Annotated in this window: 22 protein-coding genes; all 22 read right to left on the bottom strand. The window is 49.1% G+C overall.

What is annotated here, in order from left to right:
• A partial coding sequence (locus T504_RS0101535; RefSeq protein WP_033169253.1) for a GumC family protein occupies positions 1-1,012 on the bottom strand: 1,012 nt, incomplete at its 3' end.
• A gap of 336 nt (positions 1,013-1,348) precedes the next feature.
• A complete protein-coding gene (locus T504_RS0101530) occupies positions 1,349-3,934 on the bottom strand; it encodes a DEAD/DEAH box helicase (protein ID WP_033169252.1) in 2,586 nt (861 codons plus the stop codon).
• Positions 3,935-3,941: 7 nt separating this feature from the next.
• Positions 3,942-4,610, bottom strand: coding sequence for a hypothetical protein (locus T504_RS0101525; RefSeq protein WP_033169251.1), 669 nt, complete (start codon positions 4,608-4,610; stop codon positions 3,942-3,944).
• Between the two features lie 101 nt (positions 4,611-4,711).
• The gene (locus tag T504_RS0101520) at positions 4,712-5,194 is read right to left on the bottom strand and encodes a helix-turn-helix domain-containing protein (protein ID WP_033169250.1); all 483 of its coding nucleotides are present in this window, start codon (positions 5,192-5,194) and stop codon (positions 4,712-4,714) included.
• A gap of 222 nt (positions 5,195-5,416) precedes the next feature.
• On the bottom strand, positions 5,417-7,486 hold the full coding sequence (locus T504_RS0101515; protein WP_033169249.1) for a polyribonucleotide nucleotidyltransferase: 2,070 nt from the start codon (positions 7,484-7,486) through the stop codon (positions 5,417-5,419).
• A 140-nt stretch (positions 7,487-7,626) separates the two neighbouring features.
• Positions 7,627-7,902: a 30S ribosomal protein S15 gene (gene rpsO, locus T504_RS0101510; RefSeq protein ID WP_033169248.1), complete on the bottom strand. Its 276-nt coding sequence runs from the start codon at positions 7,900-7,902 to the stop codon at positions 7,627-7,629.
• A gap of 148 nt (positions 7,903-8,050) precedes the next feature.
• Positions 8,051-8,980 (bottom strand): bifunctional riboflavin kinase/FAD synthetase, encoded by a 930-nt coding sequence (locus T504_RS0101505; RefSeq protein ID WP_033169247.1) that lies wholly within the window; start codon positions 8,978-8,980, stop codon positions 8,051-8,053.
• A 61-nt stretch (positions 8,981-9,041) separates the two neighbouring features.
• Positions 9,042-11,585 (bottom strand): hybrid sensor histidine kinase/response regulator, encoded by a 2,544-nt coding sequence (locus T504_RS13720; protein ID WP_051635126.1) that lies wholly within the window; start codon positions 11,583-11,585, stop codon positions 9,042-9,044.
• 170 nt (positions 11,586-11,755) lie between these two features.
• Positions 11,756-12,664 (bottom strand): tRNA pseudouridine(55) synthase TruB, encoded by a 909-nt coding sequence (gene truB / locus T504_RS0101495; protein ID WP_231473838.1) that lies wholly within the window; start codon positions 12,662-12,664, stop codon positions 11,756-11,758.
• The gene (locus tag T504_RS0101490) at positions 12,661-13,611 is read right to left on the bottom strand and encodes a DHH family phosphoesterase (RefSeq protein ID WP_033169246.1); all 951 of its coding nucleotides are present in this window, start codon (positions 13,609-13,611) and stop codon (positions 12,661-12,663) included. Before T504_RS0101490 ends, truB begins: the two co-directional genes overlap by 4 nt.
• Positions 13,612-13,617: 6 nt before the next feature.
• The gene (rbfA, locus tag T504_RS0101485; protein WP_033169245.1) at positions 13,618-13,995 is read right to left on the bottom strand and encodes a 30S ribosome-binding factor RbfA; all 378 of its coding nucleotides are present in this window, start codon (positions 13,993-13,995) and stop codon (positions 13,618-13,620) included.
• A gap of 34 nt (positions 13,996-14,029) precedes the next feature.
• Positions 14,030-16,423, bottom strand: coding sequence for a translation initiation factor IF-2 (infB, locus tag T504_RS0101480; protein WP_033169244.1), 2,394 nt, complete (start codon positions 16,421-16,423; stop codon positions 14,030-14,032).
• Positions 16,424-16,442: 19 nt separating this feature from the next.
• Positions 16,443-16,763 carry a L7Ae/L30e/S12e/Gadd45 family ribosomal protein gene (locus tag T504_RS0101475; RefSeq protein WP_033169243.1) on the bottom strand — a complete coding sequence of 107 codons (321 nt, stop codon included), beginning with the start codon at positions 16,761-16,763 and terminating at the stop codon, positions 16,443-16,445.
• A 2-nt stretch (positions 16,764-16,765) separates the two neighbouring features.
• Positions 16,766-17,059, bottom strand: a complete 294-nt coding sequence (rnpM, locus tag T504_RS0101470; RefSeq protein ID WP_304412678.1) for an RNase P modulator RnpM — start codon at positions 17,057-17,059, stop codon at positions 16,766-16,768.
• The gene (gene nusA / locus T504_RS0101465) at positions 17,056-18,192 is read right to left on the bottom strand and encodes a transcription termination factor NusA (protein ID WP_033169242.1); all 1,137 of its coding nucleotides are present in this window, start codon (positions 18,190-18,192) and stop codon (positions 17,056-17,058) included. Before nusA ends, rnpM begins: the two co-directional genes overlap by 4 nt.
• 41 nt (positions 18,193-18,233) lie before the next feature.
• Complete coding sequence (rimP, locus tag T504_RS0101460; RefSeq protein WP_033169241.1) at positions 18,234-18,689, bottom strand: ribosome maturation factor RimP; 456 nt, start codon at positions 18,687-18,689, stop codon at positions 18,234-18,236.
• A gap of 133 nt (positions 18,690-18,822) precedes the next feature.
• Complete coding sequence (locus T504_RS0101455; protein ID WP_033169240.1) at positions 18,823-19,203, bottom strand: hypothetical protein; 381 nt, start codon at positions 19,201-19,203, stop codon at positions 18,823-18,825.
• 67 nt (positions 19,204-19,270) lie between these two features.
• Complete coding sequence (locus T504_RS0101450; protein ID WP_156033439.1) at positions 19,271-19,723, bottom strand: hypothetical protein; 453 nt, start codon at positions 19,721-19,723, stop codon at positions 19,271-19,273.
• Between the two features lie 315 nt (positions 19,724-20,038).
• On the bottom strand, positions 20,039-21,052 hold the full coding sequence (locus T504_RS0101445; RefSeq protein ID WP_033169238.1) for a methyl-accepting chemotaxis protein: 1,014 nt from the start codon (positions 21,050-21,052) through the stop codon (positions 20,039-20,041).
• 10 nt (positions 21,053-21,062) lie between these two features.
• The gene (locus tag T504_RS0101440) at positions 21,063-22,175 is read right to left on the bottom strand and encodes an FIST signal transduction protein (RefSeq protein WP_033169237.1); all 1,113 of its coding nucleotides are present in this window, start codon (positions 22,173-22,175) and stop codon (positions 21,063-21,065) included.
• A 243-nt stretch (positions 22,176-22,418) separates the two neighbouring features.
• The gene (gene pcrA, locus T504_RS0101435; protein WP_033169236.1) at positions 22,419-24,725 is read right to left on the bottom strand and encodes a DNA helicase PcrA; all 2,307 of its coding nucleotides are present in this window, start codon (positions 24,723-24,725) and stop codon (positions 22,419-22,421) included.
• An 87-nt stretch (positions 24,726-24,812) separates the two neighbouring features.
• Positions 24,813-26,459 carry a putative manganese-dependent inorganic diphosphatase gene (locus tag T504_RS0101430; RefSeq protein WP_033169235.1) on the bottom strand — a complete coding sequence of 549 codons (1,647 nt, stop codon included), beginning with the start codon at positions 26,457-26,459 and terminating at the stop codon, positions 24,813-24,815.
• Positions 26,460-26,586 lie beyond the last annotated feature (127 nt).

The following is a 26,586-nucleotide window of genomic DNA, read 5'->3' as shown; positions in this document are numbered from 1 at the left end:
CACTAGCCTGTGCCTGAGCTACCGCCTGGTTCTTTAACAGTTCCATCTGAGCGCTGTTGAGGCTGGCGGCGTTGGAGTTCACGACGGCACCGACTTCATCGGATAACGACTGACTCAGCTGAGTCAGCTGACGCTGCGCTGCGATAACGGACGGATGATTGTCGGTATATTTCTGCCGTAGGCCGACGAGTTCGACTTCCTTCGCGACAATCTGCGCACGGATGCTCTGGACGGTGCTGTTATCGTTGATGTTGTAGCTGGCAGCTCCGGCTTTCTGCTCCCCGAGTTTCTGGGTAGCGACGTCGTACTGAGCCTGGGCCGATTTCTGCGCTACCTGCATTTCACCGATGGTTTTGTCATAGGCGTTTAACTGTTCGATAGCGAGTTTTGCCTGGTCACTGGGACTATAGAGCTTATGCTCTTTCTGGAAAGCAGCCAGTTTTGCTGCGGCATCGTCAGCTTCCTGTTTGGCATTTTCGATACGGTCGTTGAGGAAGGTTACCAAGAGGCTCTGTGTCTGCTGGCTGTTCTCCGTCTGCATCGTGAGGAAGTTATCCACAACACCCTGGGAAATCAGCTGCGCTTCTTCCGGCGTACGGCCAGTTGCCGTTACCGTGATGAGGTTGGTCTGCTTGGTATTCTCGATTTTGAGGTTCTTCTTGGCAAAGGCCTTTGCATCCGGTTTCTTATCATCCGGCCACTCGATTTCATCGATGATTGGTTCGAGAACCCGGCGGCTTTTCATCAGCTCGATGTAATTGAGCGGCGAAGCATTGGAGCTGCTGCCACCAATGTTTATCCCCATAGCGGCAGCCATGGCAACCGCACCACCGATGTCCTTACCCGCGCTGCGCGTCTGGACGAGGGTTGTCGATTCGTATTGTTTCGGCAAGATAAATGCCGTACCAATCGCCAGTGCCGTACAGCCGGCGACGATGCCCCCTACTACCTTCTTTTGCTCCAGCATGATCTGCATGAGTCTTCCCAGGTCAATGCTCTCTTCGTTTTCCATATCGTTACGCTGCTCCTTTTCCTACGTTTTATTTTCATGTAGTTTATACATCTATGAATAAGTGCTAGGTTTATCAAAAAGTGTACCTTTTGATAAATAGGGAAAATCGTCCTAAATCCATTGGAATAATCTCAAAACCTATCAATCCGTACACAAAAAGCATTGAAAAATGGACATTTGTAGCGCCTTTTGTTATAATGAAGTTTGTGAATGTACTGTCTCAAAAAGTACACTTTTTGAGACAAAAAACGGCCCTACATCCTTAGCGAATAAGGATGTAGGGCCGTTTCTGGTCTCTACAGACGATACTATTTATCTTTTTCTACATAAACAACATCACAATGTAAAGTCAAATTTTCCCATCGTATTATCAAGAAATCTATCCCATTTTACATAATCTGGATATTTATGTTCCTTTTCTCGGAAATCTTTGTCGTGTAACAAATTATCACGATGCAACATTTCATGATAAAGCACGTATTTTATGACTTCTCTCGGAACATCCTTTGAATTTAGCAGACAGTTAATTCGGATATGTCCACCGATATAGTATTGACCATAATAACTGGTATATGCCTTATCTGTCCACGCAACGGATTCAATGCCTTCGTACGTACCACCAAATCGTTCTTGGCAAACTTCTCGATATAGCTCCTGCAAGTCATAATACGGAGTTCGATCGAACGGAATGTTTTCCACAGGCATGAGTTCTATAGGTGTATTGCGAGCATTAACCTGAGCATCATCCGATAAGCAATCTCTCACCTGTTTTAAATATGACTCGAACCCACCATAAATACTATCGATTATGGATGAATGCCGCGTATAAGCATTCTGTACATATTGCCTCACATCTGCTACACCTATATTTTCTGCCAGCATATTTTTAGCAACTTCACAAATATCAATAGCGTCACGTTCATCAAATTCATGGTACGCTGGAATTGTGTTTGTTGATTTCCAGTGGCTATAGAACAGTTCCAAATCGTGATAGTGTGGCGGCATATAGAATCCACCAAAGAACTTGTTCATTATAGCTACTACATCAGATTCAAACGATGTGGCATCTTTCCCCTCAAGCATTTTGGCCAGATTTTCATATCCATCCTGCTGTTCATCGAAGACAAGAACATCCTGTTCCCCATCCTCTGACTTACAGGTATACCAACCACAAGGAAGCGACAACCATGAACTCATACTGCTATCACCCACATACTTGATATCCCGATAAATTGCTCCGATTGCCTCCACTGGGAATCGAAGCAACTCTACCTTCTTAGATTTCTGCTCTTTTTCCTCGCTGGTTGCATCGGGAATAATAAACTCTGGATTTAACCATTTATTAAAGACATTCCATTTATCACAAAAATCCACGATGTTAGCAGTAGCAGTCCCATGGGCCTTCGGACCTCTGAGCCCACGGCCTATCATTTGTACCAGCAAGCCTTCGCTCTGAGTTGGACGAGTCAAAAATACGGTCTGAATCTTAGGAACATCGCTGCCTTCCGTGAGGATATTGATATTCACCAAAACATCCAAATCTCCGTTCTGAAACTCTTTGATAATTCTAGCATTATCATCGCGGCCAGAATAGATGTAATCACACTTTACACCTTTTTTTCGCAAATCTTTGCATAAGGTATAGCAATGTTCGATATTTAAAGCAAATATCAAGGTTTTACCATACTGCTCCCTTTTTTTCATGTACGTATCAACAATGACCTTATTACGTTTTGCTGACTTTGCTACTCGGTCAATCAGTGTTGCCGGCAGCTCGCCAAAGCGCTTGATTAACTTTGCTTCATCCACATTGATTTGTGGCTCAAAATTCACAGCAGTTTCCACTCGTTCAAAATGCGGGTCTGACAAAACTTTTTGGCTGATGAGCTTACTCATCGAAATACTATAAATAATTTTTTCATTAAATACTTCCATCAGTCGCTTACTGCTTCTATCGTTACTGCGGATTGGCGTTGCCGTAAGCCCCAAGAGTTTCATGTTTCTGCGCTTGCGTCGAATGAAGTCTAGCACACGCTGATAGGAACGTGCCACCGCATGATGTGCCTCATCAATTACAACGATAACCTTTCGCGAAAGAACCGGCTCTATGTATTCCAGATTACGAAAACCAGACTGGACACTCACAATAATGACATTATCAGTTTTCTCAGCCTTCCGAATAGAACTATGCTGACCAGATATGCAAATCATGTTAAACATCTTAGCTTTAGGATTCTTTTTCTTAATGAGTGGATATGCATTCAAGAAAGCATCTGCTGCTTGATCAACCAACATATGGCGATGAGTAAGCCATACCACCTGATATCCTTGACTAATCATATCCCGCAAAAGAAAATATGTCGCTGTACGCGTTTTGCCACTGCCTGTCGGCATAACCAGCAATCCTGCAGCCGGACCATCTACATTAATATTTTCATTCAAGGCATTAATGGCCTTCTGCTGGAAATCATAGAGAGGAACATCGTTATAGATCGTTTTTCTTAGGTCTATGGAAATAGGGATACGATAGAGCGAATAATAGTCCAATTTCACATCACCAGTTCCTACATCAAACAAAGCAATACTATAAGAATCCAAAAGCGGCGCACTTGATGGTGCCTTTTTCAATTCCTCCATAACCACACGTGAATTTGTAGAACGAACATGCGTGATTCTCTTCAATACAGCCTTGGCCATAACTGGATTTCTATCCAAAATATAAGTCTCAATCTCCGCACGATAAGTGCGAACGAATTTATAATTTGGGCATTCTGCTATCATATTCATCGAAGCCACTAGCATTGCTTTATCCGAGGTTTTTTGAAAAGGTTGGTATTCTGTTGGCGTTGCTTCATGATAGACCACCGCCAACAGAAACTCCTCTGTAAAATTCTCCCATGAAAATTTATTATTAGCTGCCATCTTCTATTCACTCCCCTGCACATACATTTTCTTCATAAAGAATATTTTTGCCATCATATTTAATAATCTTATCGTAGATATCCTCTACCCATGGTTTTACCTTTTCCGACTGACTGTAATCCGCATACCAAATATTCGAACGGCCAAAACCATACTTTTCCTTTGTGGCTCTTGGGACACGCCACTTGCGTTCATTTACAGGCAAAAGCACAGCATCTTCCGCCTTGCATATAATATTTTTCCAAAGGACCGAACCATCCTCCATACCATATTCTACATAATTACGTAATACCATCGCATGATTGTACCAACCTACTACAACTGGATGTTTATCCCCAACCCTAGTTGCACAAAATATTACCAATACATCCTCTACATATGGCGCATTTTTATATCCTGCACAATCCTGTATTTTTTCTATGCATAACTGTCGTGATTTTCCGTTAGTGTGACCAGTCTCCACAAATCCCATGCAAATATCACCTTGTGGAAGACTTACTACCGTTCCATCATCCCATTCGATTGTAGGCGAAGCATTTACCACCGGCCAAAAGTTGTCATTTTCCTCTCCCTGTCGTGTCTGTTTCACATAAGAACCACCATTTACCGGAATATCGTTATTGCGATACCCCTTATACCATTTCATCCAAGCAATGTTACAAAATAAAATTTTCATTTCGCTTCAATCCTTTCTTCCCTAAATGGTTTTCCTGTTGATGCTTTAAGTATAAGGTTTGCATAACACGAAAAACAGGGAGAACTATCCCCCCTGTTTTGTCAAGTTCCATCTGAAATTCTTACTTTCGTATATTCTCGTACCTCTCCAATAAAGGAATATATATCATCACCATCCGCCAATGCATGGTAAACGATATAATCGAAATCGTTGCTGAGATTTAATAATCCCCCTTGCATGAAAAACAGCCTATCAGCATTCTCAATAGGTAATTTCAAACCCACACACAGCTTTGCTAATTGCGTACGTGTCACGCGAGTTCGGCCTGTGATTAACCTTTTTATGGTATCAATTGGAATATCACATGCTTTTTCCACTAAAGCATATTGACTGCATCTGCCCGGATGTTCTTCTTGATACTTCGCTTTATATTCTTGTACAATATTTCCTATTTTAAAAGCTAATTCTTTCTGATTCTGCATTGGCTGAAATCCTTTGGGAACACGACATGCGGATTGCTGGGGCATATCGATAATGCCATGCGATTCAAATTCAATAGACCGAAACTCATCTCTGTTAATCATACTATCATCTCCACATCATCAAACCGAATAAATGTATAGCGGAATCCTTTATACCATCGCATCCATGAGATATTGCAAAATAATATTCTCATCCTTTTTTCTCCTTGAAATATCATTTAGCAAGATTCAAAATGAGTCTTATCATCAAATCCTTCTCCATGTCTTCCATATAATAAAAATTCGCAGAATCATATTGAATCTGCGAATTTTTATTATATTATCTTAGAGACAAGCCTTATGACTGAGGTTTACGCGGCCTTTGTCGTCGATTTCAACGACTTTGACCTGCAGCTGGTCGCCAATCTGGACGACGTCTTCGACTTTTTCGACACGATGGTTCGAAAGCTGCGAGATGTGGCAGAGTCCTTCCTTGCCCGGCAGCACTTCGACGAACGCACCGAATTTCATCAAACGCGTTACTTTGCCCGTGTAGATCTCACCGACTTCGACTTCGCGGACAATGTCTTCAATCATCTGTTTTGCCTTCTTCATGCCCTCAGCATCAACGGAGGAAATGAAGATATTGCCATCTTCGTGGATGTCGATTTCGACACCGGTCTCATCGATGATTTTCTTGACGACTTTGCCGCCCGTACCGATGACGTCGCGAATCTTGTCGACTTTGATCTTGATCGTCTCAACGCGCGGTGCATACGGCGAGAGGTCAGCAGCCGGTTCAGCGATGCACTCGAGCATCTTGCCGAGGATGAACGCACGGCCGCGTTTTGCCTGCTGCAGGGCCGACGAGAGGATATTGCGGTCAATGCCGGCAACTTTGATATCCATCTGGATTGCCGTGACACCTTCGGTCGTACCAGCGACCTTGAAGTCCATATCGCCGAGAGCATCTTCCATGCCCTGGATATCGGTGAGAATCGTGTAGGCATCGCCCTCTTTAACGAGGCCCATAGCGACGCCCGAGACCGGACGTTTGATGGGCACGCCGGCGTTCATCAGCGACAGCGTGGAGCCGCAGACCGAGCCCATGGAGCTTGAGCCGTTGGACTCGAGGATTTCCGATACGAGGCGAATCGTATACGGGAATTCTTCCGTGGACGGGATAACCGGTACGAGTGCGCGCTCAGCCAACGCACCATGGCCAATTTCGCGACGGCCCGGGCTGCGGATTGGCTTAGCTTCACCGACCGAGTAGCCTGGGAAGTTATAGTGATGGATGTAGTGTTTCTTTGTCTCAGGTCCAAGGCCATCGATAATCTGCTCATCGCCGAGCGAGCCCAGCGTCGTAACCGTGAGCACCTGCGTCTGGCCACGGGTAAAGAGACCGGAGCCATGCGTGCGCGGCAACAGGCCAACTTCGCAGCTTACCGGACGTACTTCTTCGACCTCACGGCCGTCCGGACGAATCTTCTCGTGCGTAATCATATGACGGACGATGGATTTTTCGAGGTCATGCAGAGCCATGGCAATCTCTTTATCCATTTCCGGATAGTCGACGAGGAAATGCTCCATGACATCGGCGTTGATGTCGGCGATATGCGCATCGCGGTCGAGTTTGTCGGGATTGCGCGTTGCTTCGTCGAGACGATCTTTGGCATAGTCGCTGATGGCTTTTTCGAGTTCTTCGGGAACCGTGAACAGCTTGACTTCGCGTTTTTCTTTGCCGCAAGCCTGCTGAATCTCTTCCTGCCAGGCGACGATGCGCTGGATTTCTTTGTGTCCGTAGAGGATAGCGTCAAGGATGACATCCTCCGGCAGTTCGTTGGCACCAGCCTCAACCATCATGACGGCATCTTTCGAGCCAGCCACCGTAAGGTTCAGCGTCGAAACCTTGCGCTGCTCCTCCGTCGGGTTGATGACGAATTCATCGTTTACGCGGCCAACGCGGACGCCGGCAATCGGGCCCATGAACGGGATATCCGAAACCGTCAAGGCTGCCGAGGCACCAATCATAGCAGCAAGTTCTGGCGCATTGTCCTGCTCTACCGACAGAACCGTAGCAACAATCTGTACGTCGTTGCGGAAGCCTTTCGGGAAGAGCGGACGAATCGGACGGTCAATCAAACGAGCGCAGAGAATGGCATCGCTTGACGGACGGCCTTCGCGTTTGATGAAGCCGCCCGGAATCTTGCCCGCTGCATACATCTTTTCCTCATAATCAACCGTCAGCGGGAAGAAGTCTACGCCCTCGCGCGGTTCAGCGGATGCCGTAGCCGTAACCAGCACGACCGTATCGCCGTAGCGAACCAGTACCGCACCATTTGCCTGTTTCGCCATTTTTCCGTTCTCAATGACGAGCTTGCGGCCCCCCAGTTCCATTTCGAAACTCTGCATGAATCTATTCCTCCTAGTATGTTAGTACGATAATTATTTCCAACGTAATGTATCATGTTCGACGTATTTGGGAATAATCCTTTATGGTAAAGTAAAAAAAGCGGGATAAAACCCGCTTTTTTATCAGGAATCGCCTGTTATTAGCCAATCGTAGCGCGGATGCCGAGCTTAGCGATGATGGAACGATAACGCTCGATGTCCGTCTTGTAGAGGTAGCTGAGGAGACGGCGACGATGACCAACCATTTTCAGCAGGCCACGACGGGAATGATGATCCTTTTTGTGCTCCTTCAGATGGTCCGTGAGGTACTGGATGCGAGCCGTGAGAACAGCGATCTGTACTTCCGGCGAACCCGTGTCACCCTCGTGAACGGCATACTTCTGCATGATTTCCTGTTTTGCTTCCTGAGTTAACATGTGAAAACTCCTCCTATAAATAAAATATTAGCCATCAGCTAAGGGTGCGTCGGAGAACTTCGCAAGCTGAGCTGAGGTCCTGTGGTGAAAAACCACCTTTTGCTAGTATAGCATAAATACACGGACTTTGTAAATGCCTAAAACCAAATTATAAGATTTCACGCCAATACTTCCGCGCATTTTCTTTGTCTCGATGCATTTGCGCCACTAAGGCATCGATTCCCTGGAATTTTTTCTCGTCGCGCAGCTTGCCTAGGAATCTCACTTCAATCACTTTATCATAGATATTCTGGTTGAAGTCCTGGATGTTTACCTCCAGCCGGCAGTTGCAGCCCTCAAAGGTTGGATTATTGCCGATGTTGGCAAGACCAGCGTAGTGTTTGCCTTCATAAACTACCTCACAGGCGTAAACACCATGGGGAAGCATGACCCGCTCGTCAGGAATGGCCAGATTCGCGGTAGGAAAGCCCAGCGTCCGTCCCCGCTTGTCGCCATGAATCACGCGGTCAACCACCGTGAAGGGATAGCCGAGAAAATCGTTTGTTTCTTCAAGATGCCCCAAATCGATCAGCGCGCGGATGCGCGTACTGCTGACAGGTCTTCCGTCCCGCAGGATTGCCTGGCATACTTCTGCCTGAAATCCGTAGTCTTTGCCCTCCCGAAGCAGCTGGCGCTGGGTTCCCTTTCCCTTCGAGCCAAAGGTATAATTAGGCCCTGTTACCACATACCGCGGCGCAAAATACGTTTTTAGCATCGCGAGGAATTCCTCGGGGCTTTTGGCGGCGAAGTCCTTCGTAAACGGAATCGAAACGAGCACGTCGACGCCAAGCTCCGACAGACGACGCTGCCGAAGCAGATTGTTGCCAATTTGTTTCGGCAGCGCCACAGGAGCAATGACCGACATCGGATGATTGCTGAAGGTAAAAACCACCGCGGTTCCCTTGATCTCTTTTGCCAGCTCTACGGCCCGGCAAATGATGCTCTGATGTCCGATGTGAACGCCATCAAACATGCCTAACGCCACGACAATATTTTGGTATTCCTTGCTCAAAGCGGTCAGCTTCGAGTATATTTTCATGATATCACCTGTTTATAAAGAATTTTTCATCGGTATATTATACTACACTTATGGCGTTCTGTCAGTCTATGTTTAATTCCGTCACATCAGCTAAGTAAACGTAATAGACATATTCGGTTCCATTAAACACCTTATATCCCACATCGGCCACATGCCGGATGACACCGTCCTTGCGGATGATGTCATAGTCGATGTAATCGAGGTTGTCACTAGACTCCTGCTGTTGTTCCTCAATCGCTTGCTGCACGGCAAAGATATCTTCTACATGAACCATTGTTTTGAAGGAACCACCGACAAACTGCATAAATTCGGCTATCGTCGAACAGCCAAAAATAGCAGCGGTATCCGCATCCGCATAAATGATCTGTTCATCAAAACCAGCCCGATAAACAAAAAAGCCGCATAAACAGCCAAGCTGCTGGTATTTCTCCCGAAAGGTTTCCAGGGCATCGTGATGAACGTAACGGTCTTTCTCGAGCAGAACCTCCTCGATCGTATCGTAGAGTTTATCGACGTCAAAGGGTTTGGGCACATGGGCGTTCATTCCCGCCAGCACCGTGCGGTGCTTGTCTTCATCAAAGGCATTGGCCGTCATCGCAATAATAGGAATTTCCGCTTGATAGGGATTCGCCAGCTTTCGAATCCGGCGCGTTGCCTCATAGCCATTGAGCTTTGGCATCTGAATATCCATGAGAACCAAGTCATACTGCCCTTCTGCTGCCGCGGTCATCATAGCGACGGCAGCTTCACCATCCGCTGCATGCTCCACCTCGAATCCTTTATCACTCAGAATCGCCATGGCGATTTCCGCATTGAGCTCATTGTCTTCCGCTAAGAGGATACGCATGCCCTGGAATTTCGCATAATCCCGAACCGTATTCTCCTGTTTGCCTGTGTGAACTAAGCGCTCCGCGATGCGAAAGGGGAACGTAACGACAAACGTAGTTCCCTTCCCTAGTTTGCTGGATACTTCGATCGTTCCGCCCAATAAATCCACGAGTTCCTTGACAATCATCATGCCAAGGCCCGTCCCCATGATGCCGCTCTGCGTTGTCGTTTTCTCGCGCGTAAACGCTTCATAAAGATGCGGCAGGAATTCTTCTGGCATGCCCATTCCCGTATCGGCAATCGTGACCTGATAGTACGCCACCCCCGCTTTCACTGAGGGAATCTCGCGGATATCCATCGAGACGCTGCCACCAGCTGGCGTGTATTTATAGGCATTGCTCAAAAGGTTCAGCATGATTTCGCGGAACTTGGTGAAATCGACCAGCAAGTCTTCATGCTCGACATCAAGCGTATGCGAAAAATGGAGGTCCTTTTCCCGCATCTGCGTCTCAAAAACCGAGCAAATGGCCTGATAGATCTCGCGGGCATTGCCGTAGGATTCATCAATCGTCGTCTTGCCGCTTTCAATCCGAGCCATTTCGAGTACGTTATTGATAAGCGACAGCAAGAACTCGTTGGATGCCTGTATTTTTTTCAGATACTCCCGCACCTGTTCTGGATTGTCCAGATTTTTTTCGATGAGATTCGTGAAACCGATAATGGCATTCATCGGCGTGCGGATATCGTGCGACATATTGAATAGGAACGCCGTCTTGGCTTTGTTGGCCGCATTGGCGGCATCTTTGGCAATTTCCAACTCGTCGTTGAGCACACGGATTTCTTCGAGCTGGGCTTCCTGGGTCTCGTAGGCTTCGGCCAGCTGCCGGCGCCGCTCCTGTATCTCGTCCTGCTTTTGCCGCTCCTTCTCGACAATCTCACTGACATCACGGCAGCCATAGAAAAAAGCAACATTGCCATTTTCATCAATGATCCGTGAATACGTTCCTTGATAATAACAACGCCGATTGCATTCATCGACCAGCATAAAATTCACATGGTATAAATTGCCCGCTTGCGTTTTTTTCATCAAGGAGTCTATGGAAACATCACGTTTTATCCAAGCGCGATCCTCCGGAACGATATATTTTTCGCATAAATTTTCGAGGAATTCCTCATAAGAACCGCCATCGAATGCCGCCAGCTCTTCGTTGGCATTTTCGGCTTTGCCATCGTTGCGGACGACGCGTATGGTATGATTTAAGGCATCGATGATATAAGTGGTCAAAAACTCCTGTGCCAGCACTCTATACATTTGCCGTTGCAATTCAACCTGTTTTTGTTCCGTAACATCGGTCATGATTCCTACGGCTTGCCACGGGACTCCGTCTTTATCACGAAGTTTGCGCACGGCGATATGAAACCAGCGTGCCACGTTGTCCTTGCGCCACATGCGAAATTCGATATGAAAAACGGCGCCATCTTCCTGACATTTATCGACTTCATCGACATGCTTAAAAATGCGCCCGCGGTCTTCCGGTAAGACATAATCGAGCCAATGCGACATGACCTGCGTAAATTCCACATCATCTTTATAGCCTAGCATGGCTTTAAACGAGTCATTCCAGGACATCTTGGCAATCTGGCCTTGCGCGTCATAACTTATCTTCCATTTACCCGAATTACGCGCCGTATAAAGCACCTCAAAGGGATTCTCATTTGCAAGCATATTCAAGAAACTGTCACTGGTCTTTTCGATTTTCCCGTTAAACTTTTCCATAATTCAGACCATCCCATCGCAATAGAATTCTTCGTGCCATCCTTCTATTTCTTACAATAGACAATTAGACAAAAATAAAAGATTTCCTGTTTATGGCAACAAAAAAGAGGCTGTGAAAAAACACTTCAGCCTTTACGAAAAAGCATTTATGTTTTTTCACAACCCCTTAGTCATTTTCTAAAAACCTTAACGGGAACGACTTCCATGTTTGACCGGTCAAACCGGCCAATTCCAATGAATCGATCGTTTGCATATACTTTCAAGGTATCACTCGTGGGAACATGTTGACGCACCCCGGTTGAAAGGCCATTGCCAAAGGCCTTTTCGCGCAAGGGATTCAAATCGTAACGCTCCAAATGGCTCAGGAATTGGGCCGGGTCCAAGAGCGCACTTGCTCCCTTTTCCTGAAATTCTTCCAGCGTCAACGCATCGGCCAGCTGGAAATCCCCCACGCGGCGGCGTACGAGAAAAGCCATCGTGGCAGGGATTCCCAACGCGGCACCGATATCGGTACAGAGACTGCGAATATAGGTGCCTTTGGAACAATCCGTATCGATGAGGATCGTATCCGCACGCTGCGCTAAAAGTTCTAACCGATGAATCGTGACCGTACGAGACGGTATCTCCACCGATTTTCCCTCGCGTATTAAGTCACAGGCGCGGCGTCCGTTAATCTTGATGGCCGAATGCGCAGGCGGTACCTGCGTGATGCGGCCCGTAAACTTTTCCAGCACCGCGCGAATTTGGTCCGCGGTCGGCATGGCAAAATCCGTCATGGATTCGATGATTTCCCCCGTGTCATCCCCACTGTCCGTGGCAAAGCCCAATTTCACCTCAGCCCGATAGGTTTTATCAGCCAATTCGAGGTATTCAATCAAACGGGCAGACTGACCCACGGCGATGGGCAGGACACCAGCGGCTGCCGGATCCAGCGTCCCCGCATGGCCAACGCGCTTCACATGAAGCACGCGCCGCACGAAGCCGATAACATCATGAGAACTCATGCCTGGCGGCTTTAGGATATTCAAAAAACCGCCGATTTCGAGATTCACCGGAATTTCCGGTCTTCTCTCCGTCATGCCCGCTGCTCCAGAGCGGCAGCAATTGCCGCCAAAAGTTCAGCCTTGGCTTCGGCAAAGGGCTTTTGAATGGCGCAGCCAGCTGCGCGAACATGACCACCACCGCCGAACTGCGTGGCAATCTTCGTGACATCGAGTCCCTTCGAGCGCATGCTGACACGGCAGAAGTCTTTTTCCTTCTCTTTGAGTACCACCGCAAGCTCCGTGCCCTCAATGGTGCGAATCATATCGACCAGGCCTTCACTTGACTCAATCGTTTCCAGCGTAGCATTATCCAGGAATACGCCGACAACGCGTCCTTCCTGAAAAAGTTCCATGTGTTGCAGTGCATCCGCCAGCCCCTTGACGCTTTCATAGGGTCGGCGTTCCAGGCCTTCGGAGATGATATTCGGCTCGACCCCTGCCGCCAAAAGCTCAGCGCCTGCACGCATCGTCGCTGGCGTCGTATTGGAATAGCGGAACCAGCCGGAATCCGTCGCCAATCCCGTATAAAGGCACATCGCACAGTCCTTCGTAAAGGCTCCCTTCATCTCTTTGACCAATTGATAGATTATTTCTGCGGTAGCCGCACAAGTCCCATCGAGATAGAGCATATCGGCTACATCGTCATTCGTTATGTGATGATCGATATTTAGGACCGGAGCCTTGACCACATCGCCGACTTTGCCGATGCGGTCAAGACTTACATCAAGCGCCACCAACAAATCGGCGTCGATGGTCTGGCCTTCTTCCGGTTTCCCTATATGCTCATATCCCGGCAACATATCAAATATTGCCGGGATATCATCATCGATGAGAACCTGCGCCTGTTTGCCAAGCTCTTGCAGAAAATGCATCAATCCCAGCGATGAACCGATGGCATCCCCATCGGGATTCGTATGTGCTGTGATGATAATCTTCTGCGCAGCGGACAACTTGGCCGCAGTTTCCCTCAATGAAATTTTCATATATTATTATTGCTCCTCAGTCGGATTCGCTTTTCCTTCCTCGTCTGCTTTGATTTTTATCAGCAGTTCCTGAATATGCGCACTGTAATCCAGCGATTTATCCAGGGCGAAGGAAAGCTCCGGCGTGAAGCGCAGGCGGATACGTTTGCCGATTTCGCGGCGGATGAACCCGAGACTGCTCGTAAGTCCAGCCCAACAATCCTTTACCTGCTGCTCGCTGCCCATGAGGCTCACGTAGATTTTCGCTTCACGGAGGTCACCCGTGCATTCAACGGAAGTAACCGTCACAAACCCGATGCGCGGGTCCTTTAATTCCTGCAGGATAATCTGACTGATTTCCTGTTTCATGAGCTCCTGAACTTTTTCTACTCGAAGCTGACTCATCGGCACACGCCCCCTTTATTGTTCCTTGTAATTATCAATCTTCCATCTCTTTCCGAGCTTCTGCCTGTGCCTTGCGTTTCTCAGCAGCTGCTTTGTTGGCCTCGGCGATAGACGTAGCAATCTCCTCCATCGTGTAAGCCTCGATGATGTCGCCTTCCTTGAAATCACGGAAGTCAACGATGGAAATACCGCACTCATAACCTTCGCGGACTTCCTTGACCTCATCCTTGAAGCGGCGCAGCGAATCGATTTCGCCATCGAACACTTCGATGTTGTCGCGGATGATGCGAATCTTGGAATTGTTGCAGATCTTGCCCTCGAGGACATAAGAACCAGCAACGAGTGCCTTCGAGAACTTCATGACCTGACGGATTTCGACACGGCCCTGAACGACCTCTTTGTATTTCGGCTTGAGCATGCCGCTCATAGCATCCTTGACATCGTTGAGCGCATCGTAGATGACACGGTACGTACGGATATCGACATCCTCCGTGTCAGCGACCTTGCGGGCGTTAGCGTCCGGACGGACGTTGAAGGCGATGATGATGGCATTAGCAGCCGAAGCGAGCATGACATCAGACTCATTTACGGCACCGACACCGGAATGAACGATGGATACGCGAACCTCATCGTTCTTGTTGAGTTTTAAGAGCGAACCACAAAGTGCTTCAACCGAACCCTGAACGTCAGCCTTGACCACGATGTTAAGATCTTTGATCTCGCCTTCCTGAATCTGCTGGAACAGCGCATCCAGCGAAACCTTCTTGCTCTTCATGAGCTGGTTGCGCTCGCGCTCGACGCGGGCCTCAGCAATGCTGCGGGCCTGTTTCTCCTCGAGGACAGCCAGGATATCGCCGGCAGCCGGTACATCGTTGAGGCCGAGGATCTCGACCGGTACCGACGGACCAGCCTTCTTGACGTTGTTGCCGCGATCATCGACCATCGCACGGACTTTACCATAAGTCGTGCCGCAGACGATGGAATCGCCGATGCGCAGCGTACCGCTCTGAACAAGAACCGTTGCTACCGTACCACGGCCTTTATCGAGTTTTGCCTCGATGATGACACCGCGTGCTTCACGGTTCGGATTTGCCTTGAGCTCTTCGACTTCGGCGACGAGCAGGACGTTTTCGAGCAGATCATCAATACCCATCTGTTTCTTAGCCGAAACCGGAACCATGATGGTATCCCCGCCGTATTCCTCCGGTACGAGGCCATGTTCCATGAGTTCCTGTTTGACGTGGTCCGGATTTGCGCCCGGCTTATCAATCTTGTTGATAGCCACGATGATAGGAACCTCAGCGGATTTCGCATGGTTGATAGCCTCGATGGTCTGCGGCATGACACCGTCGTCCGCAGCGACTACAAGGATCGCGATATCCGTAATCTGCGCACCGCGGGCACGCATAGCCGTGAAGGCCTCATGACCCGGCGTATCAAGGAAGACGATCTTCTTGCCCGAGCAGTTGACCTGATAAGCACCGATGTGCTGCGTGATACCGCCAGCCTCGTGCGTCTGCACATGCGTATTGCGGATGCAGTCGAGAAGCGACGTCTTACCATGGTCAACGTGACCCATGACCGTTACGACCGGCGGACGAAGTTTCAAGGACTTCGGATCGTCCTCAATCTCCGGAATTTCCGTCGGGTCTACATCTGGCGGCAATTCCTCACAGGTAACGCCGAACTCCGAAGCAACGAGTGCTGCCGTATCAAAGTCGATTTCCTGGTTGATGGTGGCCATAACGCCCATCATGAAAAGCTTCTTGACGACTTCTGCCGCTGTGTAGCTCATCTTCGACGCCAGGTCTTTTACTGCGATGCTCTCTGGCAGTTTGATATGCTTCGGACGAGCAATCTCGACTTTTGGTGCCTGCTGCTGATTGTTGCCGCGGCGATTGTTACGGCCATTGCGACGGTTGTTGCGCTCGTTACGGTCGTTGCGATTATTGCGGTTGTTGCCCCCGCGATTATTGCGCTCATTGCGATTGTTGCGGTCATTGCGCTCACCACGGTTCTTGCCACCGCGGTCATTACGGTCATTACGGTCGTTGCGATCGTTATGACCGCCATTGTGACTACCCCCATGATTCTGGCTGCTTTCCGTCCGGCGTTCCCCATTGTTATGGGCGCCATTGCCGCCATTATTATGGTTATGGTTGTGGCTGTTGTTATGCGAATTGTTCTGCTTCTCCGCATGATTTACCTGTTTGGGCTGCTCTTTCTTCTCCGGTGCAGCCTTCGGCTGATTCTTAGCAGCTGGTGCTGATTTCTTCTCGAAATGATTCTTGATTGCATTACGTTCTTCGTCACCAACACTGCTCAGATGATTTGCCACTTTATAATTACCTTTCTTCAAGATATCCAGTACAACTTTGCTCTCCGTATGGAACTCTTTTGCCAATTCAAAAACTCTGTATTTGGACATCGATCCACCCCCGATTATATCATAGCGATTCCTCCATTAACTGGTGCAGTTTCTTGGCAAATCCCGCATCGGTCAGTGCAGCTGCTGCCCGGTATTCTTTTCCGAGACAAGTGCCCAGCAACTCGCGGTTAAGCCCTTCTGCATAAGGAACCTCATATCTATTTGCTAAACCTATATAAGTCTTTTTTGATTCATCAGCTGCATCGGCGGCAATCAAGAGATAGACTGCCTGTTTTTTCTTCATTGCCTGCTCAACCGCGAAGGCACCAGAAACAATCCGGCGCGCCCGCTGAGCCATGCTCAAAAGATTTGTGATGCGCTGTTCTTTTGTAAATGCCATAGTTATTCCTCTGTCCGAACCGCCTGAAGACGTTCCAGCTGCTGCTCGAGTTCCTCATAGACGGCAGGATCAATAGCATTCTTGAAGGAACGCTCGAGGCCGTGATTCTTGCGTGCGGCCTCAAAGCATTCCTGCTTTGGACAGATATACGCACCGCGGCCGGCTTTTTTGCCCGTGGTATCCACGGAATACTCGCCTTCCGGACTGCGTACAATACGAATAAGTTCCTTTTTCGGATGACTTTCCTGGCATCCCAGGCACATCCGCTGCGGAATTTTCCTCGTCTTCAAAATCATTCACCCTCTGCTGTGAAAGACTCGTCGCTCTCGACCTCGACTTCGTTCATGTTCGCATCGAGCTGTTCATCGGCAGCCTGCGACTCGCTCTTGATATCGATTTTCCAGCCCGTAAGTTTGGCAGCCAGACGAGCATTCTGTCCTTCTTTGCCAATAGCCAGCGACAACTGATAGTCCGGAACGACAACGCGGGAAACCTTTTCCTCCTCGTTGACTGCTACCGATACGACCTTGGCCGGGCTCAGTGCATTGGCGATGAACTTAGCCGGATCCTCGCTCCATTTAACGATATCGATTTTCTCGCTGCCGAGTTCGTCGACGATGGCCTGAACGCGCATACCGCGATGGCCGACGCAGGAACCAACTGGATCGACATCTTCATCTTTGGACCAAACCGCAATCTTCGAACGATTTCCCGGCTCACGGGCAACCGACTTGATTTCAACGATACCTTCCTGAATCTCCGGTACCTCGAGCTCAAAGAGACGCTTCAAGAGACCTGGATGCGTACGGGATACGACAATCTGCGGGCCTTTGTTGGTCTTTTTGACTTCAACGATATAAGCCTTGATGCGGTCACCATGTTCGTAGCTTTCCGTCGGAATCTGCTCAGCCGGAGTCAGTACGGCCTCCGTCTTGCCGAGGTCGATAAATACGTTGCGATTTTCAATGCGCTGCACGAGACCCGTCAGGATATCGCTCTCGCGGCTCTGGAATTCCTCATAGATAATGCCGCGTTCTGCCTCACGAATGCGCTGAACAACAACCTGCTTCGCCGTCTGAGCAGCAATACGGCCAAAGTTTGCCGGCGTTACTTCAATCTCAATAACGTCGCCTACCTCGTAATCCGGGCGAATCGTACGAGCCTGAGCCAGCGAAATCTCCGTAATTTCGTCTTCCGTGTCCTCCACAACCGTCTTGATCGCGTATACGTGATAATGCCCCGTCTCGCGAGAAAGCGTTACACGGACATTCTGTGCCGAGCTGAAGTTGCGCTTATACGCAGAAATCAAAGCCGCCTCGATAGCTTCAAACAGCACCTCTTCATCGATGCCCTTTTCTTTACCGAGTTCACGCAGTGTCTCCAGGAACTCCTGTCCATTATCCTTCGCTTTCGTTGTTTTTCTTGCCAAAATCTTATCCTCCCAATTATAAAAGGCCTTTGGTTACAGCCTTAAAAATCAATATGCAGGCGAATCTGCGCCGCCTTCGAAAGTTCTACGACCGTAGAATCGTCCAGCGTAATAGCTTTGCCATCAAAGCCAGTCAGGACTCCAGTCAATTCCTTTTTACCATCCATTGGAGCATAAAGGGAGACATCAACCTTCTTGCCCTGCTCACGCTCATAATCGCGCGGCTTGCGCAGTACGCGGTCAATTCCCGGTGACGATACCTCTAGGATATAGCTGTCCGGAATCGTGTTTTTCTCATCCAGAACGGCTTCCAGCTTTTCGCTGAGCTCCTGACAATCCTCGATATCAATACCACCGTCTTTATCGATGTAGACGCGCAGATACCAATCCGTATGCTCTTTGACGTACTCGACATCAACGAGTTCCACGACATCTTGACCGGCCAAAAGCTCAGCTGCCATAGCCTCAACTGCCTCTTCGATATTCTTTGCTGCCATACATCCACCTCCCCATATAATCTGTTTCCATACATACGATTAAAGAGTGGGTTCGCACCCACTCTTTAACATAAGATAACTTAAATTAACTTTTAATAGTATAACACGCGCCAGACCTTGTGTAAAGGTCTTTTTATGCTTTGCGCGAAAGCTTTTCGCCACCATCAATGGAAATATGGGGTTCTACATAGGTATTATTTTCCCAATAACCGCCTTCCCACTGAATGAACATGTCATGCTCACCATTTGCTTCCAAGATGACATAATGCCCCGAGCCTGGGTTCGTATTCGTGATCCCGTAAGTCCGTACAATACGGCAGCTGTTGATGACTCCCGGCTGAATATTCACTACAAAATGGCCATCTTTATCATACCATTTCCCTGTGAAGGTCTGGTCAGCCTCTGCCGCGCTAGCCGTAGACACCATGCCCAAATCCGGTGCCACATTCGACACCGCACCAAAAGAAAGTACAGATACTGCCAATGCTGCCGCTACCCAAAAACGTTTCATCATAATATATACCTCCTAATGTTGATATATATGATATTCGCGGGACTTAGGCAATATCCTTCTTTTTTCTTTACCCCATTGCAACTACATAGCGACTTTGGATTGCTTCCATCATCTTTTCGTAGCAGGCAAAGAGATTTTCCAGTACCGTAAGGCTCTCATCGTACTCTCTGCGGCCAAACATATTGCGGATTTCCTGCCGTGCGGCGATGTTGTCATCGTCATAGATATCGAGCAACAGTCTCATGCTGACGCGATGACCAGAACTCTTATCACTGCTTAGTTTGTTAAGTAGTAAGGTATAAAGCACCTTAAGCCGTTCAGTAAAATCGTGAAGCCCCTTTGCTGGATAGCGTTTGAAATGAATCGAAATAATTTGACCGGTCAATAATTTCAGTTCTTCCCACTTGTCATCATCGAACACCCAATCATCACGCATCCGCAGGTCTTTCTCGATAAATGCGTACGCACGCATACGCTCCGTCCAAGACGTCGACAACAGCCATCGATAAAACCTTTCCACAAAACCCCCTCACTTTCTTAGTACCCCTCTGTCTGTAGAATCCTTATCGATTCCAGTTCCACCTGAATTGGTTGCTGTCTTCTAGTTCTCTAGGCCTATTATACTGTATTTTTTTAATATTCGCAATAAGGCCAGAATGTATACACAGCACGCACAACGGGGCTGTGAAATTACAGTTTGTAAAAAGTGCGTGGATAAATTCATAAAAGCCTCCATAAGGTAGATTCATCAATCTTATGGAGGCTTCTATATTTTCGATCAATATAAAGGGATTTTTTCACAGTCCCGTTAACTGCGCGCATTATCCTCGCGCCATCAACGACGTTCTTTTACCAAGACTTTAACCTGACGCAAGAAGTCAATCATGCTGCAGGCAATCACGTTTTTCTCGCTCATGAGCTCTTTGAGGCCATGGATGTTCTGGCGCATCGATGTGACCAAGCCGCCAACGGAGCTGGCACCATCCGCTATCGAATCCATCATACTGCTGGTCTTATGGATTCCTGCGGCAATGCGCTTACTGTAATCGCCAACGCTTTCCGTGCTTTTGGTCACATCATCGAAACTTGCCTGCACCTCCCCGACGAAGGACGCATTCTCCGCGGTCTTCTGGCGGGTCTGTTCGATAGCCTGATTCAGTTCGGCAATGGACTGATACAGCGAATTGATATTCGTATCGATGCCTTCGACCAACCCCTTTGTCGATGCCGCCAGCTCGCGGATATTCTCCGCTACGACGCTGAACCCGCGGCCAGCTTCGCCGGCACGGGCAGCCTCGATGGAGGCGTTGAGCGATAGGAGGTTCGTGCGCGTAGCAATCCCTTCGATTCCTTCGGACATCTTTTTGATATTGGTGAACTTTTCCTCGAGCTGTTGGAACACCGTCGTGATTTCATCGAGCTTACCCTCGATTTCCTGCATCTTACCAGCCAGGGAGCCTACACTACTCCCGGCATTGCTGACTACCGACTGGGACTTTTCCATGATGGTGGAGATATTTTGCGCATAGTCTTCCAGCTGATTGAAGTGATCATTGAGCGAGGCAAAATCCTCATTCACCTGACCGATGCCCGCATACGTTTCGTTCATCTTGTGCACGTATTCGGCAATACCCGCTTCGGCCTGGGTAAGTTCATTCATGCGCTCATCGAGGTAATCGATGCCATAGGCGATCTGCTCATCGACCCGCTCTGGTCTTGCCGGTGCTGCAGCAGCCGGTTTTGCCATCGTTTTCACGGTTCTAGGCACTGCTGCCTGCTGCTTGTTCTCTTCCGCTGCTCGCTGATTGTACAGCGGTTCTTTGCATTTGCCAAAATTAAAGAATCCCATAATATGCTCCTTACTCAAATACCGCTGCAATCATCGTCTGATTGAAATGCTGCTCATAGATCTGCTCGCCATAGCCGCCCCAGCCGACATAATCGCCGAGCACGGTGCCCATGCTGCGGAAGAATTCATCGGCATAGCCTTCACTCTCGAAGAGCAGCGTGCGTGCCAGGCAGTTTACCATGATGGAAAGCGACGGCTGCGGCACATCGCGCTGGATTTTCTGCATAGTTTTCCGATTGACCTGGCGATAATCGTCAGGCTGCAACATGACAATCTGGTCATTCTCATAGATGCGCGCATGATATTTCATCGTCCGGCAATCCGTGTCCATGTCATCGTTAGCAATGATATACATATCTTTGCCAATGATGCGGCCTACCGGGTTGCTGTCCAGGAAGCTGCGATCCATCTGCGCAGCCGCCAGGCCGTGCATCTTAGCCTCCATCTCCGAAGCCGGACGGCCATCATAAGCCATGACCTTGCGATGGAACGCATCGACAGCCGTAGCGGTCAGCGGCTCGCAGATTGGTTTATAGATATTCTCACGGTAGAGATGGATACTGCCGCCCAGATTGCGGAGCAGCACGAATACACTAGCTTTATCATAGACCTTGCCGTTCAGCGATACCAGCGTCTTTTCCGCTAAGCCGCGGTCGCCGGCAGTACCGCCGAATACGGGGATATTCTCCTTGCGCAGCACCGAGTTCAATACGGCCAGTACCGATTCCTCACAGGAAATCAAGCCATTGGTGGCCGTCAGGCAGATCGTATCATCGGCGCGATGCGTGCCGAGCCGCCTAACGGCCTCCTGTACACGCCCAACGTATTTTAACGGACAGCGATCGGCCTCCTCGAGCACATTGCCCACGCATTCAATGCCGCTTGTGATTGCCAGGACTTCCAGCGTGTCGTGGAAGATACCCGCATGGGAAAAAGCAGCAATAGAGGTCGTCCCCATGACGATGCTCTGCGGGAACCGCGCCTGCATCTTGCTGGCGGTTTCCGCAAAGGCATCTACCGTTGTCGTAAACCAAACAAATTTTGCCTGCGTCACGCCTTGACACGCACGCTCGATGGCATCATCCACCGGCACGGCCTGACTGCGTCCAATCTTATACTCCATATTGTTCTCCTTGTCTCTTCCATCCTCGCAGGGACTTACGTCCGCTTTAATCCATCTTTAATTTGAGTATACTATGCGGCATTTTCACCTGTCAATTGTACAATGCCTCCAAAATGAAAAAATCTTCTGTTTTTTTCGTTTTCCCCTCAAAACCTGCGCCTGCTATGCGTTCTGCTGCCAAAAAAATACCCGCTGCAGCTATACTGCCTGCAACGGGTATTTTCGTGAAATCCTGTAAGATTTTTATGCCTTGGTAATCGGCGCGTATTTCTGCATAAGACCTTTGACCCCCTGACCAGGGAAAGCGATCTTGAGCTCGACTTCTTCACCGCTGCCCTTGACCGATACGACAGTGCCGACGCCCCATTTCCCATGGCGAGCCTTGTCGCCGACCTTCCACTGGATGCTCGTGTCCGGACGGATGACGCCGCCGCTTGGCTGCGTGTTGACATTCTTCTTCTGTAGCGCTGCCATCGCCTCAAGTGCCGACTGCGGCTTGCCATTGAAGTGCACGCCATTTCCCATCTGGCTTGCGCTCGGACGGAAGCTCATAAAGCCGCTCTGCTGCTGGGCACCGTAATGATTCGCATTGGCAAAGCCATAAGCATTGGCGCGCGGCACGAGACGCTCGACGTAGTCGTCGGGAATCTCCTGCAGGAAGCGCGACGGCGGGAACGCATTGGTTTTGCCATAAATCGTGCGCTGACGTGCATTCGTCAAATAGAGCTTGCGCTCCGCACGAGTGATACCCACATAGCAGGTACGACGCTCCTCTTCAATCTCGTTTTCATCCATGAGCGTCCGCGAATGCGGAAAGAGTCCCTCCTCCATGCCAATCATGAACACAATCGGGAACTCTAAGCCCTTGGCGGAATGAAGCGTCATCAGCGTAACGCGATCCTCTTCCATGTCCGCATTGTCGATATCCGAGACCAACGAGAGCTGCGACAGGAACGTCTCGAGATTCGGATTGGCCTCCGTCTTTTCAAAATCTTTGGCCACACCGATGAACTCGCGCAAGTTTTCAATGCGCGATTCGTTCTCTGGCTTATTCTCAGACTTTAATTCAGCCAGATAGCCGGACTCCTCCAACACCTTGTCGATGAGGTCGTCTAGATGCATGTTGGCCTGATAGCCCATGAACTGGAAGATAAACGTCGAGAACAGTTCCAACGGTTTCTTGACGCGGGCCGTAATTCCCGGAATCGTATCGAGAAGTTCCGGATTGGAGATGACATCGAACAAGGACAAACCGTTCTCATCGGCATAAGCGGTGAGCTTGGCCAGCGAAGTGGCACCGAGCCCGCGCTTTGGTACATTGATAATGCGCAAAAGGCTCACGGTATCCAGCGGATTGTAAATCACGCGCAGATACGCAAGAATGTCTTTGATTTCCTTGCGGTCGTAGAATTTGAGGCCACCGACCATCGTATAGGGGATGCCTGTGCGCATGAACGTTTCCTCGATGACGCGCGACTGGGCATTCGTGCGATAGAGAATCGCTATATCGCCATACGATGCATTAAATATCGTCTTCTGCTTGGAAATCGTCGTCGCGATAAACTGCGCTTCATCGCGCTCATCGCGGGCTTCATAGCTCGTGAGCTTCTCGCCCGTCGCATTCTCCGTCCAGAGGTCTTTCTTTTTGCGATTGACGTTGTGCTCAATAACCGCATTAGCTGCTGCCAGAATGTTTTTCGTCGAGCGGTAATTCTGCTCGAGCTTGATGGTCTTGGCCTCCGGATAGTCCTGCTCGAAATCCATGATGTTGCGGATATCCGCACCACGCCAGCCATAAATGGACTGATCGGCATCACCGACGACACAGAGGTTATGATGCTGCGCCGCGAGGATTTTCGTCAGCTGATACTGTGCGCCATTGGTATCCTGATACTCATCGACGAGGATGTATTTGAACCGGCGCTGATATTTCGTACGGATTTCTTCGTTCTCCTCGAGCAGGATAACCGATACCATCAGCAAATCGTCAAAGTCCAGCGCATTGTTTGTGCGCAGCTTCTGCGCATAGAGCTTATAGACCTCAGCGACTTTCTTCTGAAAGAAATTGTCGGCATCGCGCTCCATGGCCTTCGGCCCCATGAGCTGATTCTTGGCATTCGATATGGCATTCTGGATGGAGTTTGGCGCATACTGCTTCGGATCGAGATTGAGTTCTTTGAGGCAATCTTTGATGACTACCTGGCTGTCGCTCGAATCATAGATGACAAAATTTTTCTTATAAAGGTCTGTCGCTTCAATTTCGCGACGTAAGAATCGCGCACAAAACGAATGGAACGTGCTGAGCCAAACATCTTTTGCCCCCTCGCCAATCATGCGATCGACGCGCTCACGCATCTCTGTAGCTGCTTTGTTCGTAAACGTGATGGCCAGAATATTCCAGGGCTGCACCCCCTGCGCCAGCAAATTGGCAATCTTACAGGTCAGTACCTTCGTCTTTCCTGAACCGGCACCGGCCATAATCAAAAGCGGACCGTCCGTATGCTTTACTGCTTCTGTCTGCGCGGGATTCAAACCTTCAAAAATTTCCAAAATGTCCTCCTGTATCCTAATCAACGGAATAATAAGCCTTCCCCATACGGGGAAGGCTTTGATTTCTATGGTATTGTTTGTCCAACCTTAGTTGGCAATGCGTTTTACCGCCTCGGAAAGTGGCGGGATGATCTGCTTTTTGCGGCTCATGACGCCCGGCAGATACACATGCGTACCGCTGGCATCCTTCTTGAAGGCCTCACCAATCAGCGTCTTCGGCGAACCAGCGTACAAGAGATACGTTGCCTCTTCGAGGATATCCGTAACCATGACCAGGCTCATATCGAAGCCTTCTTTTTCGCAGATATTGGTCATCGCTTCAATCATCTGCGGCTCAAGATCCATTACCTCTTTCGGGTCCATAACCGAAATCTGGCTGACGATGATGCGATAATCACCAATCTGGAACTCCTTGAGGTCATTCTTGGCAATCTCAACCGGCGTCATATCACCGATGCCCGAACCAGCTTTGAGCATTGCCATGCCGTACTCGTTGATGTCAACGCCAGCGATTTCAGCCAGACGCTCAGCCGTCTTCTTGTCATACTCCGTGCAGGTCGGGGACTTGAACAGGACCGTATCGGAAAGAATAGCCGACAGCAGCAGACCAGCAATCGAAGCCGGAATCTCGACATCGTTCTGCCAGTGCATGTTGGCAACAATCGTTGCCGTGCAGCCTACCGGCTCAGCATGCGTGTAAATCGGCTCACTCGTCTGGATGCCACCCAAGCGATGATGATCGATGATTTCGACAATCTTAGCTTCCTCAATGCCCTCAACGGCCTGACCACGCTCGTTGTGGTCAACGAGAATAACCTGCTCGCGCTCCGGCATAACCATATTATCGCGGCTGATGATACCAACGAGACGGCCGTTTTCGATAACCGGATAGTTGCGGTAGTTCGTCTCTTCCATTGCGCCCTTGATATCCGAGAGCATATCCAGCGGTTTGAAGCAAACCGGATCTGCATGCATGATGCGGCGGATTGGTACGCACTGATTGATCAGACGAGCAATCGTATACGTGTCATAAGGCGTCGACAGGACGAAGGTGTTCTGCTCCTCGGCAAGTTCCAGGACTTCCGCGCAGACGCGGCCGCCCCCCGTGATAATCATGCAGGAAACGCCCTGTTTTACGATGTCAATCATCGTCTCGTCATGACGGTCGCCAACGAGAACGATGTCTTTTTTATCGATGACTTTTTTAATGGTCTCAATGCTGCCCGCAGCGATACGGACACTGCCTTCGATGAAAGCACCCTCATCACCGGCTACGAGGACTTCACTGTCCGTAGCAGCGATGATGTCACGATAGCGAACACGCATCTCCGAGAGGTTCTGCATCGAAAGCTCCTGGAAATAGCGTTTCGCCAAATCCGAAACCGTAACGATACCAACGAGCAGGCCCTTGCTGTCCGTAACCGGAACCGATTTGAGCTCATGCTCGCGCATGACTTCGCCCAAATGACGCAGCGTGTCATGCTGCTTTACCACGATTTTGCAATCCATCGTGATATCTTTTACCCGCGGGTAAAGGTCCGTCAGCAGCAGCGGCTGCTCAACCTTAAAATATTCCAGCGCGTATTTCGTCTCAGCATTTACCTTGCCAGCACGAGCCGGAACAACATTCTGTCCCAGCGCCTGCTTCAAATGCGCATAGCCGATAGCCGAGCAAATCGAGTCCGTATCCGGATTGCGATGACCAATCGTGTAAATAGGTTTCGTATTCTTCATGGTTTGAAAGAACCTCCTCAAAATATCTAAGCGTGACCTGCGCCACGATTTTTACATAGTCCGTTTCCTATTATACCGCTATACCCCTCGGCTCGTCTAGTTCTTTCTTAGAAATTACTGCTAGCAA

It is taken from the genome of Selenomonas sp. ND2010 (assembly GCF_000702005.1).
Classification (GTDB): domain Bacteria; phylum Bacillota; class Negativicutes; order Selenomonadales; family Selenomonadaceae; genus Selenomonas_A.
Note: the sequence above shows the minus strand (reverse complement) of the source record. Positions and strands in the feature narration are given on the sequence as shown.

Bases quoted from the DNA above. Each gene is read 5' to 3' on its own strand.
- T504_RS0101530 (WP_033169252.1), bottom strand. From the start codon at position 3,934: ATGGCAGCTAATAATAAATTTTCATGGGAGAATTTTACAGAGGAGTTT.
- T504_RS0101525 (WP_033169251.1), bottom strand. From the start codon at position 4,610: ATGAAAATTTTATTTTGTAACATTGCTTGGATGAAATGGTATAAGGGG.
- T504_RS0101520 (WP_033169250.1), bottom strand. From the start codon at position 5,194: ATGATTAACAGAGATGAGTTTCGGTCTATTGAATTTGAATCGCATGGC.
- T504_RS0101515 (WP_033169249.1), bottom strand. From the start codon at position 7,486: ATGCAGAGTTTCGAAATGGAACTGGGGGGCCGCAAGCTCGTCATTGAG.
- rpsO (WP_033169248.1), bottom strand. From the start codon at position 7,902: ATGTTAACTCAGGAAGCAAAACAGGAAATCATGCAGAAGTATGCCGTT.
- T504_RS0101505 (WP_033169247.1), bottom strand. From the start codon at position 8,980: ATGAAAATATACTCGAAGCTGACCGCTTTGAGCAAGGAATACCAAAAT.
- T504_RS13720 (WP_051635126.1), bottom strand. From the start codon at position 11,585: ATGGAAAAGTTTAACGGGAAAATCGAAAAGACCAGTGACAGTTTCTTG.
- truB (WP_231473838.1), bottom strand. From the start codon at position 12,664: ATGACGGAGAGAAGACCGGAAATTCCGGTGAATCTCGAAATCGGCGGT.
- T504_RS0101490 (WP_033169246.1), bottom strand. From the start codon at position 13,611: ATGAAAATTTCATTGAGGGAAACTGCGGCCAAGTTGTCCGCTGCGCAG.
- rbfA (WP_033169245.1), bottom strand. From the start codon at position 13,995: ATGAGTCAGCTTCGAGTAGAAAAAGTTCAGGAGCTCATGAAACAGGAA.
- infB (WP_033169244.1), bottom strand. From the start codon at position 16,423: ATGTCCAAATACAGAGTTTTTGAATTGGCAAAAGAGTTCCATACGGAG.
- T504_RS0101475 (WP_033169243.1), bottom strand. From the start codon at position 16,763: ATGGCATTTACAAAAGAACAGCGCATCACAAATCTTTTGAGCATGGCT.
- rnpM (WP_304412678.1), bottom strand. From the start codon at position 17,059: ATGATTTTGAAGACGAGGAAAATTCCGCAGCGGATGTGCCTGGGATGC.
- rimP (WP_033169241.1), bottom strand. From the start codon at position 18,689: ATGGCAGCAAAGAATATCGAAGAGGCAGTTGAGGCTATGGCAGCTGAG.
- T504_RS0101455 (WP_033169240.1), bottom strand. From the start codon at position 19,203: ATGATGAAACGTTTTTGGGTAGCGGCAGCATTGGCAGTATCTGTACTT.
- T504_RS0101445 (WP_033169238.1), bottom strand. From the start codon at position 21,052: ATGGGATTCTTTAATTTTGGCAAATGCAAAGAACCGCTGTACAATCAG.
- T504_RS0101440 (WP_033169237.1), bottom strand. From the start codon at position 22,175: ATGGAGTATAAGATTGGACGCAGTCAGGCCGTGCCGGTGGATGATGCC.
- T504_RS0101430 (WP_033169235.1), bottom strand. From the start codon at position 26,459: ATGAAGAATACGAAACCTATTTACACGATTGGTCATCGCAATCCGGAT.